Below are 15,175 nucleotides of genomic sequence, written 5' to 3' on the forward strand. Positions count from 1 at the left end.
TACCCTACCCCCCTAGGGTATAGGTTCGAGACGTTCGACACTCACGTCCAACGCAATCTCGAATGGAGTACACCATGTCCTCGTCACCTCCGACCAGCAGGGCCCGGTGGTGGGGTCTCTTCCTCATCGCACTCGCTCAGTTCATGGTCATCATGGATGCCTCGATCATCGGCGTTGCCCTGCCGCGAATGCAGATCGAACTGGGATTCAGCCCGAACAATCTTTCCTGGGTATTCAACGCATACGTGATCGCACTCGGCGGTCTCCTGCTGCTCGGCGGTCGGCTGTCCGATCTCTTCGGCCCCCGCCGGATCTTCGCGATCGGCTGGGTGATCCTCGCCATCGGATCCCTCGTCGCAGGCCTCGCCGGCAATGTGCCCGTCGAGCTCATCGGCCGGGTTCTCCAAGGCGCCGGATCTGCGCTCATCGCGCCAGCCGCCCTCACACTGTTGATGATGCTGTTCGGGTCGAACCCGAAAGATCTCACGAAGGCAATGGCGTTCTACGGCGCAGCGGCTCCTGCCGGAGGCACTGCAGGGGTATTTCTGGGAGGCGTGATCACGGAATTCGCCTCCTGGCCGTGGGTATTCCTCATCAACGTGCCCATAGCTGCGCTCGTTCTGCTGGTCATGTGGAAGGTGCTTCCCGGCGGAAAGCTCGACGCACGCGGATCGGTAGACGTTCTGGGTGCGCTCACCGTGACCCTGGGCCTTGCCGCGCTGGTCTACGGCATTGTGCGCGCTGAAGTCGCTGGCTGGGCATCCATGGAGACGTGGGTGGCGATCGGGATCGGCGTGGTCCTGATCGTGACGTTCATCATCCTCCAGCGTGTGAAGCGTGAACCTCTGATGCGACTCTCGATCTTCCGTTCGCCGAATCTGGGCGCCGCGAACCTCGCTCAGGTGCTGCTCGGAGGGGCATGGGTTCCCATGTGGTTCTTCCTGAACCTGTACCTGCAGCAGGTCCTCGGGTTCTCCGCATTCCCGGCTGGCGCCGCCCTTCTGCCGATGACCATTCTGATCATGGTCGGCATGATCATGCTCGCCCCTCGAATCATCGCAGCCGTCGGCCCGAAGGTGCCCATCGTGCTCGGGCTCGTCATCCTCTCCGCGGGGCTCGGCTGGATGGCATTCATCCGACCCGACGGAAATTACTGGATCGACGCATTCGGACCCTCGCTCGTCGTCGCGTTCGGGCAAGCGCTCGCCTTCATTCCCTCGCTGCAAGTCGCGATCTCCGCAGCCCCGCCTGAGGAAGGCGGTCTCGCATCCGGCATTGTGAACACGAGCTACCAGGTCGGTTCGGCGATCGGCCTCGCCGCGGTGTCTGCCGTCGCTGCGGGGTTCGGCGCTGGTCAGATCGGGGACCCGGAAGCGCTCACTCAGGGCTACTCGGCGGCATTCATAGCGGCCGGGACCATCGCCCTCGCCGGTGCGATCGTCGTTTCGAGCTTCTTCCGCACCAAGCGCCCCGCCCGTGCTCTGCCGGTTTCATAACGCAGTTGCGCCTGTATCCGACCACCGAATGAGAGAAGAGCTCCATGACCAGACCACGACTCCTGATCGCCTACGACGGCTCACCCAATGCGAAGTACGCCGTCGAATCCGTTTCCGGAGTTTCCCGGCAGAAGCGGTCGTACGGCCTTCAGCGCCTTCGAGTGCCTATGAAGCCATCCTTGACACAGCCGGCAGGCTCAATTCGGACCTCATCAGCATCTGTTCTCGCGGACTGCGCGGTTTCTCAGCCACCGTCCTCGGCAGCACCTCGTCGAATGTGCTCCACCACGCCACGATTCCGACCCTGGTGATTCCGTCCGAAGCGGTGGCGCGAGCACGCTCAGCACAACGGGTGCCAGTCGTTTCCAGCTGACATCCACCCTCGCGCGCCATGTGACGTGTTCCATGGCTATCGCGTCGATGCAGTTCGGTCGGTCGGCCTCTCACATCATTCTCGGTGTGAGACGGGTGGCCGGCCCGCTTCGAATGACTGACCCTGTCGATCCGGCACTGCTACTTGCTGGAGGCTCCGCTCAGGCGTACTCGGGCGGGCCCAGCACGCGGTATGTCAGGTCGATGACTCCGGTGCCGAACACCTGGGCCTCGAGGAGTTCGAGTCCGAAGTCGGACCCGTCGTGTGGGAACAGGCGCTCGCCCTCGCCGACGATGACGGGAAACTGAACCAGATTCAGCTCATCCACGAGCTTGCTCTCGAGCAAGTGACGGGCAAGTTGCACGCTGCCGACCACGAGCAGTTCTCCGCTCTGCTGGGCCTTCATCTCGCGCAACTGTGCGACGACATCGCCAGAGATGACGGTCGTGTGCCCCCAGCCGGGGTCGACCAGCGTGTTCGAGGCGACGTACTTGGGCGTCGAGCAGATCGCCTCCCCGAATCCGCCGTCGTCCCCGCGCTCACCCCAGTAGGCCGAAAACATGTCGAATGTCTTGCGGCCCAGGAGGAACGCGTCGGGACGTCTCCATGTCTCGAGAATGGATCGCGTGCTCTCTGCATCACCGAGCGGGAGCGCCCAGCCGCCGCGCGTGAAACCAGGATCGACAACCTCGTTGTTCCCGCCGTTCGCCTGCGCGACGCCGTCGAGCGTGACTTGGAGACTCACGGTGATCTTCACGGCATCTTCCTCTCGCGCACTGCAATCATCATCCGGCTGGGGGTGCCCGTCCGGCGAAACCGCGATGCGGAACGGTGCGAGGTCTCGATCAGGCCAGCCGGTCGACGTTCGCCGTCACCACTGGCAGCAGGATCTTCTCCTGAGCCATGGTGAGGAAGGCATCCACGTCGTCGGAGTACACCTGCTCCTCGCCGTCGACCACGTAGCTGCTCTCGCTCTCACCGAAGTACTGCCCGTACGGGCGCGCGTCGAGCGTCACGCTGAATGCGATCTGCGGCGTTGAGCAGTCGTACCGGAGCCCGCTCGGAGCTACGACGCAGGTCGCGTCACCGACCTGCACCTCGTCACCGCTCTTCGGGGTCGCGTTCCGCTCCACGAATTCGGCATCGCCAGCCGCCTCGACACTCGTGGTGAGCAAGAACACGACGCTCTGGTCGGAAGCCCTGAGCTCGTCCACGGGGAAGCCGACCTTTGTGGTGCAGTCGGCCTGGGGTACGGTGACCTCCCGCGTGCCCGCCGCACCGACCTGCAGGATCGACAGCGACCGATCGGTGCCCGACTGCGCGATCTCATCGGATTGCGGGAAGATCGCCGAGAGCGTCGTCTCGTCAGCGAATGCGCATGCCGACGGCCACTGATCGAACGCGAACGCTCCCGATTCGTCGAGCGGCAGGTCGAGGCTGATCGGCTCACCGACTCTTTCAGGCTGCGACACGATCTCGATCGGATCGACCCCGCCGTCCGCGGGCTGTTCGCTCGATGACGGGGCTCCTGAGGAGCAGGCGCTCAGCCCGAGAACGAGTGCCGCAGCACTGATGGACCAGATTCGAGTACGCGCAGAAGCCATGCCGTCACCCTACCAACGCGCGCCCAGCCGAGCCCGAGGTGGGCAGTCGCCTCAGTCGCCCTCGCGGATCTGCTGTACGAGGTTCTGGACATCGTCTTCGCTCACCTCTACGGACGACTCCGCAAGTCGCCGTCGCAGCATCGCTTCGATTTCATCGGCGTGAGACGCGCCCGCGGTGTCGCGCACCTCCACGACGATGCCCGCGATTGCATCGACGTCGGATGCACTCGACTCATCGAGCTCGGGCGCGCTGTCTTCCGCCGGTTGCTGGTCACTCATTCTCGGGCTCCTTCGTTCGGCATTTCATTGCAGGGAGTCGTTCGCGCAGCGGAGCGTACGATGCGACGGCTGTCCAACGCCGGATTCCGATGCGGCTGGGCTTCGAGTGTACGGTCTGCACGGGCCGAACCCACTCGCCTTGATTTCGACGGTGCGACCGGTTATCCGGCGTCGAGTTCTGCGCTCCTCGCCGGGGTTCCTCTCATCGGCGGGCCAGCACAGGTCGACGTCGCGGTTGCTTGTCGGCGGGTCGCTCTTTTCGCAACACGAGATTGCGGTGAGCTTCTGAGCGCGCTGCCACTCGCGATACACGGTAGCGCGGGAGACACCAAGGAGCTGGGCCAGTTCCGCCTGAGTATGAGTACAAGCCGTGGGGCGGCAAGCTGATGATGACGCTTCGTGGAGTTGAGCTTCTGCTGCTTCGCGCGCCCCTGTCCGCTCCCAACTTCCTCTGCCTGGTGTCGCCTACTCCTGCAGAAGGCCCGTATGCTCGCCGCGCCCAGCGTCTTCTTCTGCCCAGCTCTCCCGCTCCCGGAGGTTCTCCACCGCGTGCTCCACGTCTGTCCTGATCAGGTCGGCGTTGATGTCTTGCGCCACGAGCGCACCGTGCGCCGCCGCCCATCCGACTTGGGCGGAGAGATTCGCGCAGTTGCCCGCAGCCCAGACGCCGTGAACGGCCGTGCGACCGGCTGCGTCGGTTTCGATGAAGCGGCCGAGGGGGTGCGTTTCCCAATGCACTCCGAGCTCTTCGAGCATGTCGAGGTGCGCGTCGGAGCTCGGCGACACACCTAAGGCGTCACATTCGATTTCGCTGCCATCCTCGAGTCGCATCGATCGAATTCCCTCACTGTCGATAATTGCCTCTGCGAGGGCGTCATCAACAATCGAGATTCCCACTGCACGCAGGCGAAGGCGATCCTCAGCATCGACTGTTCGCCCGTTCGCGAGAAAAGTCACGTCGTCACTCCACTGGTGAAAGGTCAGTGCCTGCTTGATGGAGTCCTCACAGCTTGCGACGATACCGATGCGGCGACCTCGAACTTCCCAGCCGTGGCAGTAGGGGCAGTGGAGCACGTCGCGTCCCCATCGCTCCCGAAGACCGGGAATGTGTGGCAGCTGGTCGCTGATTCCAGTTGCGATGATGAGGCGTCGGGCTCTGAACTCTTCGGCGGTGTCCGTGGCAACGGTGAAGCTCTCGTCGTCCCGCCGTCCGATGTTCCTGGCACGACCGAAGATGATTTCGGCTCCGTGGGCCATCACCTCCCGGCGGCCTCGCTCGAGGAATTCATGCGGGGCGATGTCTTCGAATCCGAGCATGCCGTGTATATGTTCGGCCGCAGCGTTGCGGGGTTCGCCGGCGTCAATCACGGTGGTACTTCGGCGTGCGCGCGCCAGGGTGAGCGCAGCGCTGAGTCCGGCTGGTCCTCCGCCGATGATGATGACATCTTGGCAATCTTCGGCAGTGCTGAAAGCTGTGGTTCGCGGGTGAGGCTGCTGGGCTTCGGTCATGCAGCCGATCGTTTCAAGACGAGGAAGCCAATCACAATCCCTTGCGCGGGCTGGTTTCCAGACAATTCCGGCGTGAAGGTCGTGCTCTGGCTACTGCCACGCGGAGCACCGTAGCAGCCGACTCAGCGCTGTGTCGCCCGATAGGGTATCCCTCGCAGGGCATCTTGCGGCCACGTGTTTGTTCCGCCGTTTCGGCCAGAAACCACCCCATTTCAGCGAGGCCGCTCACGGGTCACCCTGACTCGCTCAACGGGCGTTTGCGAGACGTTGTGTCGGAGGATGCGATTTCGGCCTCAGGCCTGACTCATAACTCGTGTCTGAAATCTATGTATCTTGACCAACGTTTGTAATACAGGTTCTGCATGGCACTCATCGGTTATGCACGCGTCTCCACTCGGGACCAGAACCCCGACGCTCAAACAGACATACTGAGCGCGGCAGGATGCGAGGAACTGTTCGTCGACCACGCCTCCGGAACGCTCGCAAAGCGACCTGCACTCACCGAAGCTCTCCGGTATCTGCGAAACGGCGACACTCTCATCGTGACGAAGCTCGATCGCCTGGGCCGTTCGGTGAAGAACTTGAAGGAGATCTCCGACCAGCTGCAGAACCGGGGGATCGGGCTGAAAGCTCTCTCCCAAGGCATCGACACCACGACACCGGGAGGCCGGCTGTTCTTCCACATGCTCGCCGCGATCGCAGAGTTCGAGCACGACCTCATCGTTGAACGCACGCAAGACGGACTCGCCGCAGCGCGAGCTCGCGGCCGGAAAGGAGGTCGGCGGCCGAAAATGACGGACAACCGGATCAAGCAAGCGCGTGCGATGTACGACGCCGGCGAGCACACCGTGCAGGAGATCGCCGATACCTTCGGCGTCGGTCGGGCGACTATCTACCGTCATCTCGACCGCGGTCCGGGCGCCCCTCGGTAAGCGACCCTTTCGGTGAGGTGCCATGAATGATGGAGACTGCTGAATGCGGCAGGCTGTCCCTCCTGAAATAGGGCGGACAGCCTGCCGCTCATGGTGTGCGTGGGGTGCGCGGGTCTTCGAGTGACCCCAGCACGCTATTGCGCAGATCTGCTCGCTGCGAATGTCCGGAGCTTGGCGTTGGTGCGTGTGTTACACCGAGGCGGTCATTTTCCAGACGGGCGGACGATCTGCACTTTCCGTGCTATCGGTGATCCTGAAGCCGTGCCGTTCGTAGAGGCGCACGTTTCGCCGGTCTGATGTTTCGAGCGCGATGATGGATCCGCCACGGGCTCGGACCGCGTCTAAGCCGAACGCGAGTAGCGCTGATGCTCGTCCCTGTCCTTGCTGCTCTGGCCTCACGCCCAGTGTTTCGAGTCGCCACGCGCCCGCAGGGGGCTCCGACTGAATGAGTCGGTCGAGGCGGTCACCGTGCAAAGCTATGACCTGCTCAACTGTGTGCTCTTCGGGTGCTGGCGCCGATGGTGGGATGAGCGCGATGACCCCGTCAGCAGTAGCGGTCATTCCAACTACGCCGTGCTGATGGGCGTAGTCGAGGTACAACCGTTGGAGCGCGAGCAAACGCGCAGCGTAGCCGGTGGTTGGGATCACGTGTCTCGTCCAGGCGTAGTTCTCGAATGCGGCAGCGAGGGTTTCTGACGCGGCCTCAAGGTCCCCCGTGTCCGCGTGCATGATCGGAATTGTCATGGGTTACTCCTTGGTGGTTCACCGTCGTGTTGCGGACCGCCGGCCTCGATGATGGCTTGCAGGGTGGCTAAGTGTTGGGCGAATGCTGCTCGTCCAGCGTCTGTGATGGCAGCCCATGTTTTCGTGCGCCTGCCGGATGGTTCTTTGCGCACCGTCACGAGGTGCGCTGCTTCAAGTGTGGTGAGGGTCTGGGAGAGTGTGGAATCGCTCACCTCGAGAAGGTCCGCGAGATACCGAAAGTCCGCGTCTTCCAGCTTTGCCAGTGCTGCGAGCAACGAGAACCTTACGGGGGAGTGGATGAGTGCGTCGATGTCTTTTCGTGGGTGGCTCATCGTCGTGAGCTCGGGAGTAGGCACGCGAGCATTGGGGTGATTGCAATCATGCCGGCTGCTACCCACCACCACGGTGAAGACAATCCGAAGAGTTGCAGCGCCGGGTCGAGCATCAAGGTGTACAGCGCGAACCAGGTGGCCAACGCGATCCCCATATTGCGCAGCCCATTGCGGGGCACTGACTGGCGGTAGCGGAACGCGATCATCCATATCGAGATGGTCGCCACGGTGAGGGGGGCGAACGCTTGCCAGTAGGGTACTCCAGCGATATCGATCGACAGCGTGAAAGCCAGCGCGTATGCGGCCTGAAGGGAAACGAAAACTCGGAACCAGTGCGTTGCTCGCCGTGCATCTCGTGCGGCCTTCTCGCTGGCGATCACCATCGTGCGTGCGTCGTCTATAGAGATGTGATTCGTGGACATGAAAGCACTTTATCATACGTAAAGTTAAGTTCTGTCCCTCCGGTATTGCTCCCGCGTCGGCGGTCCAGATTGCATTTAACGAGGGCGCTTCGCGCGAGCTGAGTGCTGGATGCAAGGCGGTCCCCTGGTGGGGAGTGGCTTCTCTGCTCACGTTTGAGCGAAATAACACGTGGTCCCGCGGGAGGTCAATCTCCTTCATGCACTGCATCGAATGTTCCAGAATTCTGGTGTCGTCCCGGTCTACCGTGTACCCCATACATAAGCCTGGGGGCGACGAAGCCGCCCCTCTCAGAACTTCGGGAGGGGCGGCCTGTTTTGCCGTTTAGATCGAGTTGGGGTTGTTCTTCGCGAACCGCTCCGCTTCCTCCTCGCTGATCGCGATCAGTCCGCAGCGGTGTCGAATCGATGAACGGCAGCATCGTCACCTTCTCGCAGGTAGTCGACCTCACGACGTTGGTCGCCCAGCATCTCGGGATCACCGTCGCCGACTGAGCGCGCCGAATCCCTGCGACTCTAATTGGAGAGAGCCCCTCGGTGCTCCGATTGCCCGCAGCACCGAGGGGCTCTCTCATCGCGATCTGGAGTATCTGCAGCGTTTCCCGCTGTCACGACGAGGGGTGCAGTGTTGCGAACTCTCTCACTCCGGCACGCTGGGGTCCTTACAAGCTCGACTCGATGCCCGAGATGAACGGCAATAGTGTGCGTTCAATGAGCGGCCGGCGTTCTGATTGGGGCAGCATGAGGCACTGCACCGTGACTCCGTCGATCATTGCGAAGAGCTGCGACGCCGCATGGTCTGAGAGGTTACGGCTGATGAACCATCGCCGAAGTTCTTCATCGAGTTCAGCCGAGGCGGCAGCGAGCTCCGGGTCGGCAGCTGAGATCGCGGCGTAGGCGAGCCAGACTCGAGCGCGGCGCTCGCGTCGATCGTCCAGGGGGAGCCACTGCTGCACGAAGTCCATGAGTGTGACGGGCTGCGCGGCGACCACGTCCGCGAGAAACTGCTCTCCCGCGTAATCGAAACCGGCCCGCACCAATTCGCTTTTCGTTCGGTAGTAATACTGCACTTGTGCTGGGGATACACCCGCCGCCGCGGCAACCGTACGGACGCTGAGGGCTCCGACGCCTTGCTCGGCGAGCACAGTCAGCACGCCGTCGAGTAAGTGGGGGACTGTCATCAGTCTCGTGTTCGTCGCGACCCGACCATCGACCACGTGGTCGCCACGATCTCGATCAAGCCGAGCACTGCGAGTACCAGGCCGACTTGTCGCAAGCCGATGACAGGGGTTTCGACGTCAAGAAAAGCGAAGAACATCACCAGCCCCCCGACGATCATGACTACACCGACAACGAATGCCCACGTGTGCTTGCTCATAACTTCCCTCATCTCAATACGAATGTACAATACGACCGTATAGGCCGGCCTGATGCCCTGTCAAGGCAGGGCCAACGGACACTCGGAGTAACCCACGCGTGCGGTGTAGGACGCCGGCGATCGCACCGTCCGAGAAGTCGCCGACACCTTCGGCGTCAGCCGCGCAACGATCTACCGTCACCTCGGGGCAGAACCGAGCAGAAAAGACGGTACGAAACCGCTGAGCTAATCGAGCCAGGCAACTTCCTCGACGCAGAACTTCTCAGGGAGATGGCACGTCGTATCCGCGTGAATCACGAGAGCAACGTAGGCGGCCGCCACGACCATGCCGATCGCGATCAGCACGCTGAACAACCTCTTCACGTTCACCTATTCATTGATCGGAGCGCACATCGTGCGCCTTGAGGAGCCGGCACAGAGGCCGGCTCTTTTCTTCTCGGGCTACGCCCGTTTTTTTGCAGTGAAGCCTTCGGCAGCATACGGCCACTTCGCGTTCCACCCAACCGGCCGCACCCCCGCTTCGCGGCGTTGCTTGACGGTACACCCTCGCGTGTCTGCGCCACGCAGGGTTGCCCCTCCGGTCAGGCTGCACGCTGCGCGCCTCCGCAGGCACATACGTGCCTTCACGGCAAAAAAACGTGAGGGAGGAAATCACGAACAGCGCGGGGTGCCGCGTCTCGGTCACAGGAGGCACACCATGAACACCATCACTGTGTACACGAAGCCCAGCTGCGTGCAGTGCACCGCGACCTATCGCGCTCTCGACAGCAAAGGGATCGTCTACGACGTCGTGGATCTCTCGGCCGACGAAGCCGCACTCCAGACCGTCAAGGAAATGGGATACATGCAAGCCCCAGTCGTGGTTACCGACGACGACAACTGGAGTGGGTTTCGACCCGACAAAATCGCCGGACTTGTCGGCTGATTGAATCATGACATGTGCCCCCGCAGCGGGTAGCTCACCTGAAGAGCAAAGGACAGCGATATGAAACGTCAGACAGACAAGCCAGGCGTGTGGATCGCGCAAGCGAGCGACGAATTCGAGGGCCGCATTTTGGGAGTTTTCGCCACAGATGAGGAAGGGTACGAGCTCGGCGACCTCGACCTCTTCCCAGATACTGGGATGGCGTTCGTCCCGATTGGATATCGCGCGGGATACCGCAGCTCATCCAGTTCGGTGCGGCCCCCTCAAGTTCGCTGAGCAGTAGGTAGCACGAGGGCAGGACCCGACTGGTTCCTGCCCTCAATTGTTCGGCACCCCGTTCAGTCGAGGAGTTCAGCGAGCAGCGTCTCAATGCGGTGCTTGATGTCGTTGCGGATCGGGCGCACGGCGTCCAAACCCTGCCCGGCGGGGTCGTCGAGCTTCCAGTCCTCGTACCGCTTGCCGGGGAAGAATGGGCAGGCGTCGCCACAGCCCATCGTGATCACCACATCGGAGTCCTGCACGGCCTCCGTGGTGAGGATCTTGGGCTGCTCGGCGGTGATATCAATGCCCTCCTCTGCCATGGCTTCGACGGCAACCGGGTTGATCTGCTCTGCGGGCATGGACCCGGCCGAGCGCACCTCGACCCGACCTCCTGCGAGATGGCGGAGGTAGCCCGCGGCGATCTGGGAACGGCCAGCGTTGTGCACGCAGACGAATAGCACGGAGGGCTTCTGATCAGGCATGTTCAGTTCGCTTCTTTCGTTCCGATGGTGAGGGTCGTGAGTAGTGCGCGGACGCGGGCTTCGATGTCGTCGCGGATCGCCGCGACCCCCTCCGGGGAGGCAAGGGCAGGGTCGCCCACGGCCCAGTCCTCGTAGCGGACGCCCGGGATGATCGGGCACACGTCCCCGCACCCCATCGTGATCACCACATCGGCGGCACGCACAGCGTCGTCGGTGAGCGGCTTCGGGAACGCCGCCCCAGCCTCCGGCTCGCCCTCGATCTCGGTCAGCAGAGACCGCACATGCGGGTGCACGTCGGCCGCGGGGGACGACCCGGCGGAGCGTGCGATCACGGTGCCGGCAGCGAACTGGTTGACCAGGGCGGCGGCGAGCTGGGAGCGGCCGGCGTTCTGAACGCATACGAACAACACCTGCGGTGTTCCCGCCGCGCGGTCCCGGGTGAGATCGGCCAGCCGCTGTCTCGCGAACCGCTCGGTGAGCGGGATCATGTGCCGGGTCACTTTCGCGGAGCGGACGAGGCCGGCGTAGGACTCGCGGACGATCGCGACCACTAGGTCCCGGTTCAGACCGGTGAGCTCGTCCGCGAGTTCCTCGGCGAGGCGGGTGACGCGAGGGTCCATATCGCGCAGCGCCTCTGCACGCCCGGCGTCCTCGTGATCGGGGGTGCCGAGGACGGTGGCTGGGGCGAAGGCGTCGAGCAGCGCGGTGACGGCGGCACGGCGGGTGGGGACGATGCGGTACCAGACCCAGGTGCCGCGCCTGTCGGCGGTGAGCAGCCCGGTGTCTTTGAGGACTTTGAGATGGTGGGAGACGGTGGGCTGGGACACGTCGGCGAGTTCGGCGAGGTCGCACACGCACGACTCGCCGCGCGGGTCGGACGCGATCGCGGAGAGCATCCGCAGCCGCAGCGGATCGGCCAGCGCCTTCAACGCGCCAGCCACTGCGGCGGCTGCTTCGGTCCCGATCGCGTGCGTCACCGACGGCGCGCACGCCTCCGTCTCATTCAGCAGCAGGGTGTCGGTCATGAGGTCCTCGATCCAGTCGGCACAGCGGTCGACGTGTAGGGGTCGGTGTGGAACCAGGCGCGCGCGGCCCAGAGGGAGACGTAGACGAGACCGGCGAGCACGGGCACCTCGATTAGTGGGCCGACGACACCTGCGAGGGCCTGCCCGCTCGCGGCGCCGAAGGTGCCGATCGCGACCGCGATAGCGAGCTCGAAGTTGTTGCCCGCCGCCGTGAACGCCAGCGTCGTCGACCGCGCGTAGCCCAGGCCCAGGGCCCTACCGAGCAGGAGGCCGGCGAACCACATCAAGCCAAAGTAGATGAGCAGGGGCAGCGCGATCCGGGCCACATCAAGCGGATTCGACGCGATCGCGTCGCCCTGGAGGGCGAACAGCAGCACGATCGTGAACAGCAGCCCGTATAGCGCCCACGGCCCAACCCTTGGAAGGAATGTCTCCTCGTACCATTCCCGACCTCGGCGCTTCTCACCGATCCAGCGGGACGCGAACCCGGCGATGAGCGGGACGCCGAGGAACACGAGCACGTTGAGCGCGATCTGCCACACCGAGATCTCCAGCCCCTGGGTGTCGAGGCCCAGCCAGCCGGGCAGGACCGTGAGGTAGAACCAGCCCAGCACGGAGAACATCACGACCTGGAACACGGAGTTGACCGCGACGAGCACCGCGGTCGCTTCGCGGTCGCCGCAGGCGAGGTCGTTCCAGATCACGACCATCGCGATGCACCGGGCCAAGCCGACGATGATCAGGCCGGTGCGGTACTCGGGGAGGTCGGGCAGGAAGATCCAGGCGAGGGCGAACATGACCGCGGGGCCCGCGACCCAGTTCAGCAGCAACGAGGAGACGAGCAGGCGCTTGTCTCCGGTGACGGCCGCGACCTTGTCGTAGCGGACCTTCGCGAGCACTGGGTACATCATCACCAACAGGCCCAGTCCGATCGGCACGGAGATCCCGCCGACCTCCATCGCGGACAGTGCGTCGGAGAGCGCGGGAACGAAACGGCCCAGCAGCAGGCCCGCGACCATCGCGAGCCCGATCCACGCCGGCAGCCACTTGTCCAGCGTGGACAGCCGCCTCGGGGCCGCCGTGACGGGGGCAGTGTGCGTCTGGGTCATGCGAGCAGCTCCTCGATCTTCGCAGCGTAAACGGGCTTCGGGTGCGCGCCGATGAGCACGTCCACCCGTTCCCCGGCCCGGTAGAACCCGAGCGTCGGGATCGAGGTGACCCCGGCCGCGGTCACGGCCTCCGGGTTCTGGTCGGCGTCGATCTTCACGATCTTCACCCGGCCCGCGTACTCCTCGGCGAGTTGGTCGAGGATCGGGGCGATCGCCTTGCACGGCCCGCACCACGCCGCCCAGATATCCACCACGACCGGCAGCTCGGACTCGATCACCTCGCTCTGGAACGTCGCGTCGGCGACAGGGGTGACAGTGTTCATGCGGAGACCTCCAGAACGGGCGCCGGCTGAGCGGCGGGGGCGAGATGGGAGAGATAGTGCTGGGCGTCCTGCGCGGCTGCACATCCGGTGCCCGCGGCCGTGATCGCCTGCCGGTACGTGTGATCGACCAGATCACCGGCCGCGAACACGCCCGGCAGGTTCGTCGCCGTCGACGGATGCGCGACCCGCACATACCCGTCCGGATCGGTGTCGACCTGCCCGGTGATGAGCTCGGAGCGCGGGTCATGCCCGATCGCGACGAACACCCCGGCCGCCTCCAGCACCCGTTCGGCACCGGTGACCGTATCGCGTAGCCGCAGCCCGGCCACCCGGTCGTCACCGAGTATCTGGGCGACCTCGCTGTTCCAGGCGATCTCGATCTTCGGATCGGCCAGAACCCGCTCGGCCATGATCTTCGACGCCCGGAACACATCGCGACGGTGCACGAGCGTGACCTTCGACGCGAACCGCGTCAGGAACAGGGCCTCCTCCATCGCGGAATCCCCACCGCCGACCACAGCGATCTCCTGGTCGCGGAAGAAGAACCCGTCACACGTCGCGCACCACGAGACCCCGTGCCCCGACAAGCGCTCCTCCTCGGGAAGGCCGAGCTTGCGGTACGCGGACCCCATCGTCAAGACCACCGCTTCCGCCCGGTAGGTATCACCGCTGCCGGTCGTGATCGTCTTCACCGGGCCGGTCAGGTCCAGACCGGTCGCGTCATCCATCAGGATGCGCGCGCCGAACCGCTCTGCCTGTGCCCGCATCGACGCCATCAACTCCGGCCCCTGCACACCATCGATGAAGCCGGGGAAGTTCTCCACCTCCGTCGTCGTCATCAACGCTCCACCGGCGGTCACCGACCCCGCCACCACGACCGGGGCCAGCCCCGCCCGCGCCGCGTAGATCGCCGCCGTGTACCCCGCAGGGCCAGACCCGACGATCACCAACTCCAGCACTTGCATCGACATGTCTCTATATTGACATCCATCGAAACAGGCGCGCAAGGCCGGAGCAGGTGTCGGAGCGAGTGTTCATCCGCTGTTCAATCGCGGTGTGCGCTCGGGGTGCGCGGTTGGAGGCGACTCGCCGCGATCGGCGGTTCGACCGGACGGGGTGATTCGAGGGTCGTGGCCGAGTAGCGCAGCATGGTCTCAATGGTCGATGCCGAAGAGGGCGCAAATGCCTGACGTCGCCACGGGCCTGTTCGACTTCGTAGAGAATCCGGTCGGTGCTCGGCGCCTGCGCGGTCACTCCGGCTTTCTTCCGGGGGAAAGTCCGGGCCGGGTGGTGAGAGCCTGGGCGCGATCTGGATGGTGACGAGGGGTAGGCGTACTTCGTTTCTGGCCATCGCCTGGTCCGGTTGTCGACCGCGCGCTGCACCCCACGAACTAAGCAGGCAGAGCGGCGGCTCGACTGGCATGTGAACGGTGCGAACTGTGCTGAATAGCTCGAGGCGGATCGTGATGGGGAAGTGCGCTGAGTCCTGCGTCTCGGTGGTGAGCCCCGAGATCCCATGCAGCGGATCATCACCGGGGCAGTACCACCAGGAAGGAGACGCAGATGCCCGAAAACGTGAACGCCTATGACTCCGGTTACCGGCTCGAACGCAAGCCCTGGTCGACCGGTGCCGGCGTCAAAGCGGATGACTTCGGCAAAGTCGATTTCACCAACGGATCCGGTGAGAGAGTCTTCACCGGATGGATGCAGAAAACCGAGGCCGGCAACATCCTCCGCGTCGACGAGCACCAGGACGTCGAACTCGCCGTGGAAACCAGCAACCAACGGCAAACGCGCGAGGCCGTGATGTTGCTGCTCACTCAAGAGCTTCAGGTCATCACCGCGCGGCACGAGAAAGTCGTCTCAATGTACGAAGATGATCCCGAGACATTCGGCGCCGGCCGCTAGGTAATCGAGAACACCGCGGGGGAGTCGGTTGATCGCGAGTACCTTGCGGACCACCGCCGCAACCGTGCGTGCGTAC

At 64.0% G+C, this 15,175-nt stretch carries 21 protein-coding genes and 1 pseudogene; 7 read left to right on the top strand and 15 right to left on the bottom strand.

The annotated features are described in order from the left end of the window. The first annotated feature begins 74 nt into the window (after positions 1-74). Together JSQ98_RS02850 and JSQ98_RS15485 are read left to right on the top strand one after the other, a co-directional pair. A complete protein-coding gene (locus JSQ98_RS02850) occupies positions 75-1,496 on the top strand; it encodes an MFS transporter (RefSeq protein WP_211648283.1) in 1,422 nt (473 codons plus the stop codon). A 28-nt stretch (positions 1,497-1,524) separates the two neighbouring features. Then, positions 1,525-1,869 carry a universal stress protein gene (locus tag JSQ98_RS15485; RefSeq protein ID WP_211648284.1) on the top strand — a complete coding sequence of 115 codons (345 nt, stop codon included), beginning with the start codon at positions 1,525-1,527 and terminating at the stop codon, positions 1,867-1,869. A 160-nt stretch (positions 1,870-2,029) separates the two neighbouring features. Here JSQ98_RS15485 and JSQ98_RS02860 read toward each other — a convergent pair whose 3' ends face one another. From JSQ98_RS02860 to JSQ98_RS02875, 4 genes are all read right to left on the bottom strand, one after another. After that, the gene (locus JSQ98_RS02860) at positions 2,030-2,626 is read right to left on the bottom strand and encodes a dihydrofolate reductase family protein (RefSeq protein ID WP_211648285.1); all 597 of its coding nucleotides are present in this window, start codon (positions 2,624-2,626) and stop codon (positions 2,030-2,032) included. Between the two features lie 88 nt (positions 2,627-2,714). Beyond that, positions 2,715-3,473, bottom strand: coding sequence for a hypothetical protein (locus JSQ98_RS02865; protein ID WP_211648286.1), 759 nt, complete (start codon positions 3,471-3,473; stop codon positions 2,715-2,717). Positions 3,474-3,524: 51 nt separating this feature from the next. Beyond that, on the bottom strand, positions 3,525-3,752 hold the full coding sequence (locus JSQ98_RS02870) for a hypothetical protein (protein WP_211648287.1): 228 nt from the start codon (positions 3,750-3,752) through the stop codon (positions 3,525-3,527). A gap of 465 nt (positions 3,753-4,217) precedes the next feature. Then, a complete protein-coding gene (locus JSQ98_RS02875) occupies positions 4,218-5,261 on the bottom strand; it encodes an NAD(P)/FAD-dependent oxidoreductase (RefSeq protein ID WP_211648288.1) in 1,044 nt (347 codons plus the stop codon). A 362-nt stretch (positions 5,262-5,623) separates the two neighbouring features. On the opposite strand from JSQ98_RS02875, the gene JSQ98_RS02880 reads away from it, so the two are divergent. Continuing rightward, complete coding sequence (locus JSQ98_RS02880; RefSeq protein WP_211648289.1) at positions 5,624-6,193, top strand: recombinase family protein; 570 nt, start codon at positions 5,624-5,626, stop codon at positions 6,191-6,193. A gap of 189 nt (positions 6,194-6,382) precedes the next feature. On the opposite strand, the gene JSQ98_RS02885 is transcribed toward JSQ98_RS02880, so the two are convergent. The 5 genes from JSQ98_RS02885 to JSQ98_RS02905 all read right to left on the bottom strand — a co-directional run bounded on the left by JSQ98_RS02885 (position 6,383) and on the right by JSQ98_RS02905 (position 9,066). Then, complete coding sequence (locus JSQ98_RS02885; RefSeq protein WP_211648291.1) at positions 6,383-6,937, bottom strand: GNAT family N-acetyltransferase; 555 nt, start codon at positions 6,935-6,937, stop codon at positions 6,383-6,385. Further along, entirely contained in the window at positions 6,934-7,269 is a 336-nt protein-coding gene (locus JSQ98_RS02890) for a transcriptional regulator (protein WP_211650386.1), read from the bottom strand. The genes JSQ98_RS02885 and JSQ98_RS02890 overlap by 4 nt, the downstream gene beginning before the upstream one ends. Then, a complete protein-coding gene (locus JSQ98_RS02895) occupies positions 7,266-7,691 on the bottom strand; it encodes a hypothetical protein (RefSeq protein WP_211648293.1) in 426 nt (141 codons plus the stop codon). The genes JSQ98_RS02890 and JSQ98_RS02895 overlap by 4 nt, the downstream gene beginning before the upstream one ends. A 659-nt stretch (positions 7,692-8,350) precedes the next feature. Beyond that, on the bottom strand, positions 8,351-8,869 hold the full coding sequence (locus JSQ98_RS02900) for a TetR/AcrR family transcriptional regulator (protein ID WP_211648295.1): 519 nt from the start codon (positions 8,867-8,869) through the stop codon (positions 8,351-8,353). Continuing rightward, positions 8,869-9,066, bottom strand: a complete 198-nt coding sequence (locus JSQ98_RS02905) for a hypothetical protein (RefSeq protein WP_200328996.1) — start codon at positions 9,064-9,066, stop codon at positions 8,869-8,871. The genes JSQ98_RS02900 and JSQ98_RS02905 overlap by 1 nt, the downstream gene beginning before the upstream one ends. 118 nt (positions 9,067-9,184) lie before the next feature. Here JSQ98_RS02905 and JSQ98_RS15340 point away from each other — a divergent pair. Beyond that, positions 9,185-9,295 (top strand): annotated as a pseudogene (locus tag JSQ98_RS15340) (hypothetical protein); the annotation flags it as partial. Here JSQ98_RS15340 and JSQ98_RS02910 read toward each other — a convergent pair. Next, the gene (locus tag JSQ98_RS02910; RefSeq protein ID WP_200328994.1) at positions 9,292-9,435 is read right to left on the bottom strand and encodes a hypothetical protein; all 144 of its coding nucleotides are present in this window, start codon (positions 9,433-9,435) and stop codon (positions 9,292-9,294) included. The pseudogene JSQ98_RS15340 and the gene JSQ98_RS02910 sit on opposite strands and share 4 nt — an antisense overlap. Positions 9,436-9,763: 328 nt before the next feature. On the opposite strand from JSQ98_RS02910, the gene nrdH reads away from it, so the two are divergent. Both nrdH and JSQ98_RS02920 read left to right on the top strand, forming a co-directional pair. Beyond that, the gene (gene nrdH, locus JSQ98_RS02915; protein ID WP_200328991.1) at positions 9,764-9,991 is read left to right on the top strand and encodes a glutaredoxin-like protein NrdH; all 228 of its coding nucleotides are present in this window, start codon (positions 9,764-9,766) and stop codon (positions 9,989-9,991) included. A 60-nt stretch (positions 9,992-10,051) separates the two neighbouring features. After that, positions 10,052-10,267: a hypothetical protein gene (locus tag JSQ98_RS02920; protein ID WP_200328989.1), complete on the top strand. Its 216-nt coding sequence runs from the start codon at positions 10,052-10,054 to the stop codon at positions 10,265-10,267. Between the two features lie 62 nt (positions 10,268-10,329). On the opposite strand, the gene JSQ98_RS02925 is transcribed toward JSQ98_RS02920, so the two are convergent. Genes JSQ98_RS02925 through trxB form a run of 5 tightly spaced genes read right to left on the bottom strand, consistent with a single transcriptional unit; the run spans position 10,330 to position 14,162 of the window. After that, the gene (locus JSQ98_RS02925; protein WP_211648296.1) at positions 10,330-10,734 is read right to left on the bottom strand and encodes an arsenate reductase ArsC; all 405 of its coding nucleotides are present in this window, start codon (positions 10,732-10,734) and stop codon (positions 10,330-10,332) included. A gap of 2 nt (positions 10,735-10,736) precedes the next feature. Then, entirely contained in the window at positions 10,737-11,759 is a 1,023-nt protein-coding gene (locus JSQ98_RS02930) for a metalloregulator ArsR/SmtB family transcription factor (RefSeq protein ID WP_211648297.1), read from the bottom strand. Further along, the gene (gene arsB / locus JSQ98_RS02935; RefSeq protein ID WP_211648298.1) at positions 11,756-12,868 is read right to left on the bottom strand and encodes an ACR3 family arsenite efflux transporter; all 1,113 of its coding nucleotides are present in this window, start codon (positions 12,866-12,868) and stop codon (positions 11,756-11,758) included. The genes JSQ98_RS02930 and arsB overlap by 4 nt, the downstream gene beginning before the upstream one ends. Beyond that, on the bottom strand, positions 12,865-13,191 hold the full coding sequence (trxA, locus tag JSQ98_RS02940; RefSeq protein WP_211648299.1) for a thioredoxin: 327 nt from the start codon (positions 13,189-13,191) through the stop codon (positions 12,865-12,867). Before trxA ends, arsB begins: the two co-directional genes overlap by 4 nt. Beyond that, complete coding sequence (gene trxB / locus JSQ98_RS02945; protein WP_200328978.1) at positions 13,188-14,162, bottom strand: thioredoxin-disulfide reductase; 975 nt, start codon at positions 14,160-14,162, stop codon at positions 13,188-13,190. The genes trxA and trxB overlap by 4 nt, the downstream gene beginning before the upstream one ends. Before the next feature lie 592 nt (positions 14,163-14,754). On the opposite strand from trxB, the gene JSQ98_RS02950 reads away from it, so the two are divergent. Then, a complete protein-coding gene (locus JSQ98_RS02950) occupies positions 14,755-15,099 on the top strand; it encodes a hypothetical protein (RefSeq protein ID WP_211648300.1) in 345 nt (114 codons plus the stop codon). Positions 15,100-15,175 lie beyond the last annotated feature (76 nt).

Source organism: Leucobacter manosquensis, assembly GCF_018304845.1.
Classification (GTDB): domain Bacteria; phylum Actinomycetota; class Actinomycetes; order Actinomycetales; family Microbacteriaceae; genus Leucobacter; species Leucobacter alluvii.

Coding starts and splice junctions, on each gene's coding strand:
- JSQ98_RS02920 (WP_200328989.1), top strand. CDS start 10,052: ATGAAACGTCAGACAGACAAGCCAGGCGTGTGGATCGCGCAAGCGAGC.
- JSQ98_RS02870 (WP_211648287.1), bottom strand. CDS start 3,752: ATGAGTGACCAGCAACCGGCGGAAGACAGCGCGCCCGAGCTCGATGAG.
- JSQ98_RS02900 (WP_211648295.1), bottom strand. CDS start 8,869: ATGACAGTCCCCCACTTACTCGACGGCGTGCTGACTGTGCTCGCCGAG.
- JSQ98_RS02880 (WP_211648289.1), top strand. CDS start 5,624: ATGGCACTCATCGGTTATGCACGCGTCTCCACTCGGGACCAGAACCCC.
- JSQ98_RS02850 (WP_211648283.1), top strand. CDS start 75: ATGTCCTCGTCACCTCCGACCAGCAGGGCCCGGTGGTGGGGTCTCTTC.
- JSQ98_RS02875 (WP_211648288.1), bottom strand. CDS start 5,261: ATGACCGAAGCCCAGCAGCCTCACCCGCGAACCACAGCTTTCAGCACT.
- JSQ98_RS02930 (WP_211648297.1), bottom strand. CDS start 11,759: ATGACCGACACCCTGCTGCTGAATGAGACGGAGGCGTGCGCGCCGTCG.
- JSQ98_RS02890 (WP_211650386.1), bottom strand. CDS start 7,269: ATGAGCCACCCACGAAAAGACATCGACGCACTCATCCACTCCCCCGTA.
- JSQ98_RS15485 (WP_211648284.1), top strand. CDS start 1,525: ATGAGAGAAGAGCTCCATGACCAGACCACGACTCCTGATCGCCTACGA.
- trxA (WP_211648299.1), bottom strand. CDS start 13,191: ATGAACACTGTCACCCCTGTCGCCGACGCGACGTTCCAGAGCGAGGTG.
- JSQ98_RS02865 (WP_211648286.1), bottom strand. CDS start 3,473: ATGGCTTCTGCGCGTACTCGAATCTGGTCCATCAGTGCTGCGGCACTC.
- nrdH (WP_200328991.1), top strand. CDS start 9,764: ATGAACACCATCACTGTGTACACGAAGCCCAGCTGCGTGCAGTGCACC.
- JSQ98_RS02950 (WP_211648300.1), top strand. CDS start 14,755: ATGCCCGAAAACGTGAACGCCTATGACTCCGGTTACCGGCTCGAACGC.
- JSQ98_RS02925 (WP_211648296.1), bottom strand. CDS start 10,734: ATGCCTGATCAGAAGCCCTCCGTGCTATTCGTCTGCGTGCACAACGCT.
- JSQ98_RS02895 (WP_211648293.1), bottom strand. CDS start 7,691: ATGTCCACGAATCACATCTCTATAGACGACGCACGCACGATGGTGATC.
- arsB (WP_211648298.1), bottom strand. CDS start 12,868: ATGACCCAGACGCACACTGCCCCCGTCACGGCGGCCCCGAGGCGGCTG.
- JSQ98_RS02905 (WP_200328996.1), bottom strand. CDS start 9,066: ATGAGCAAGCACACGTGGGCATTCGTTGTCGGTGTAGTCATGATCGTC.
- JSQ98_RS02885 (WP_211648291.1), bottom strand. CDS start 6,937: ATGACAATTCCGATCATGCACGCGGACACGGGGGACCTTGAGGCCGCG.
- trxB (WP_200328978.1), bottom strand. CDS start 14,162: ATGTCGATGCAAGTGCTGGAGTTGGTGATCGTCGGGTCTGGCCCTGCG.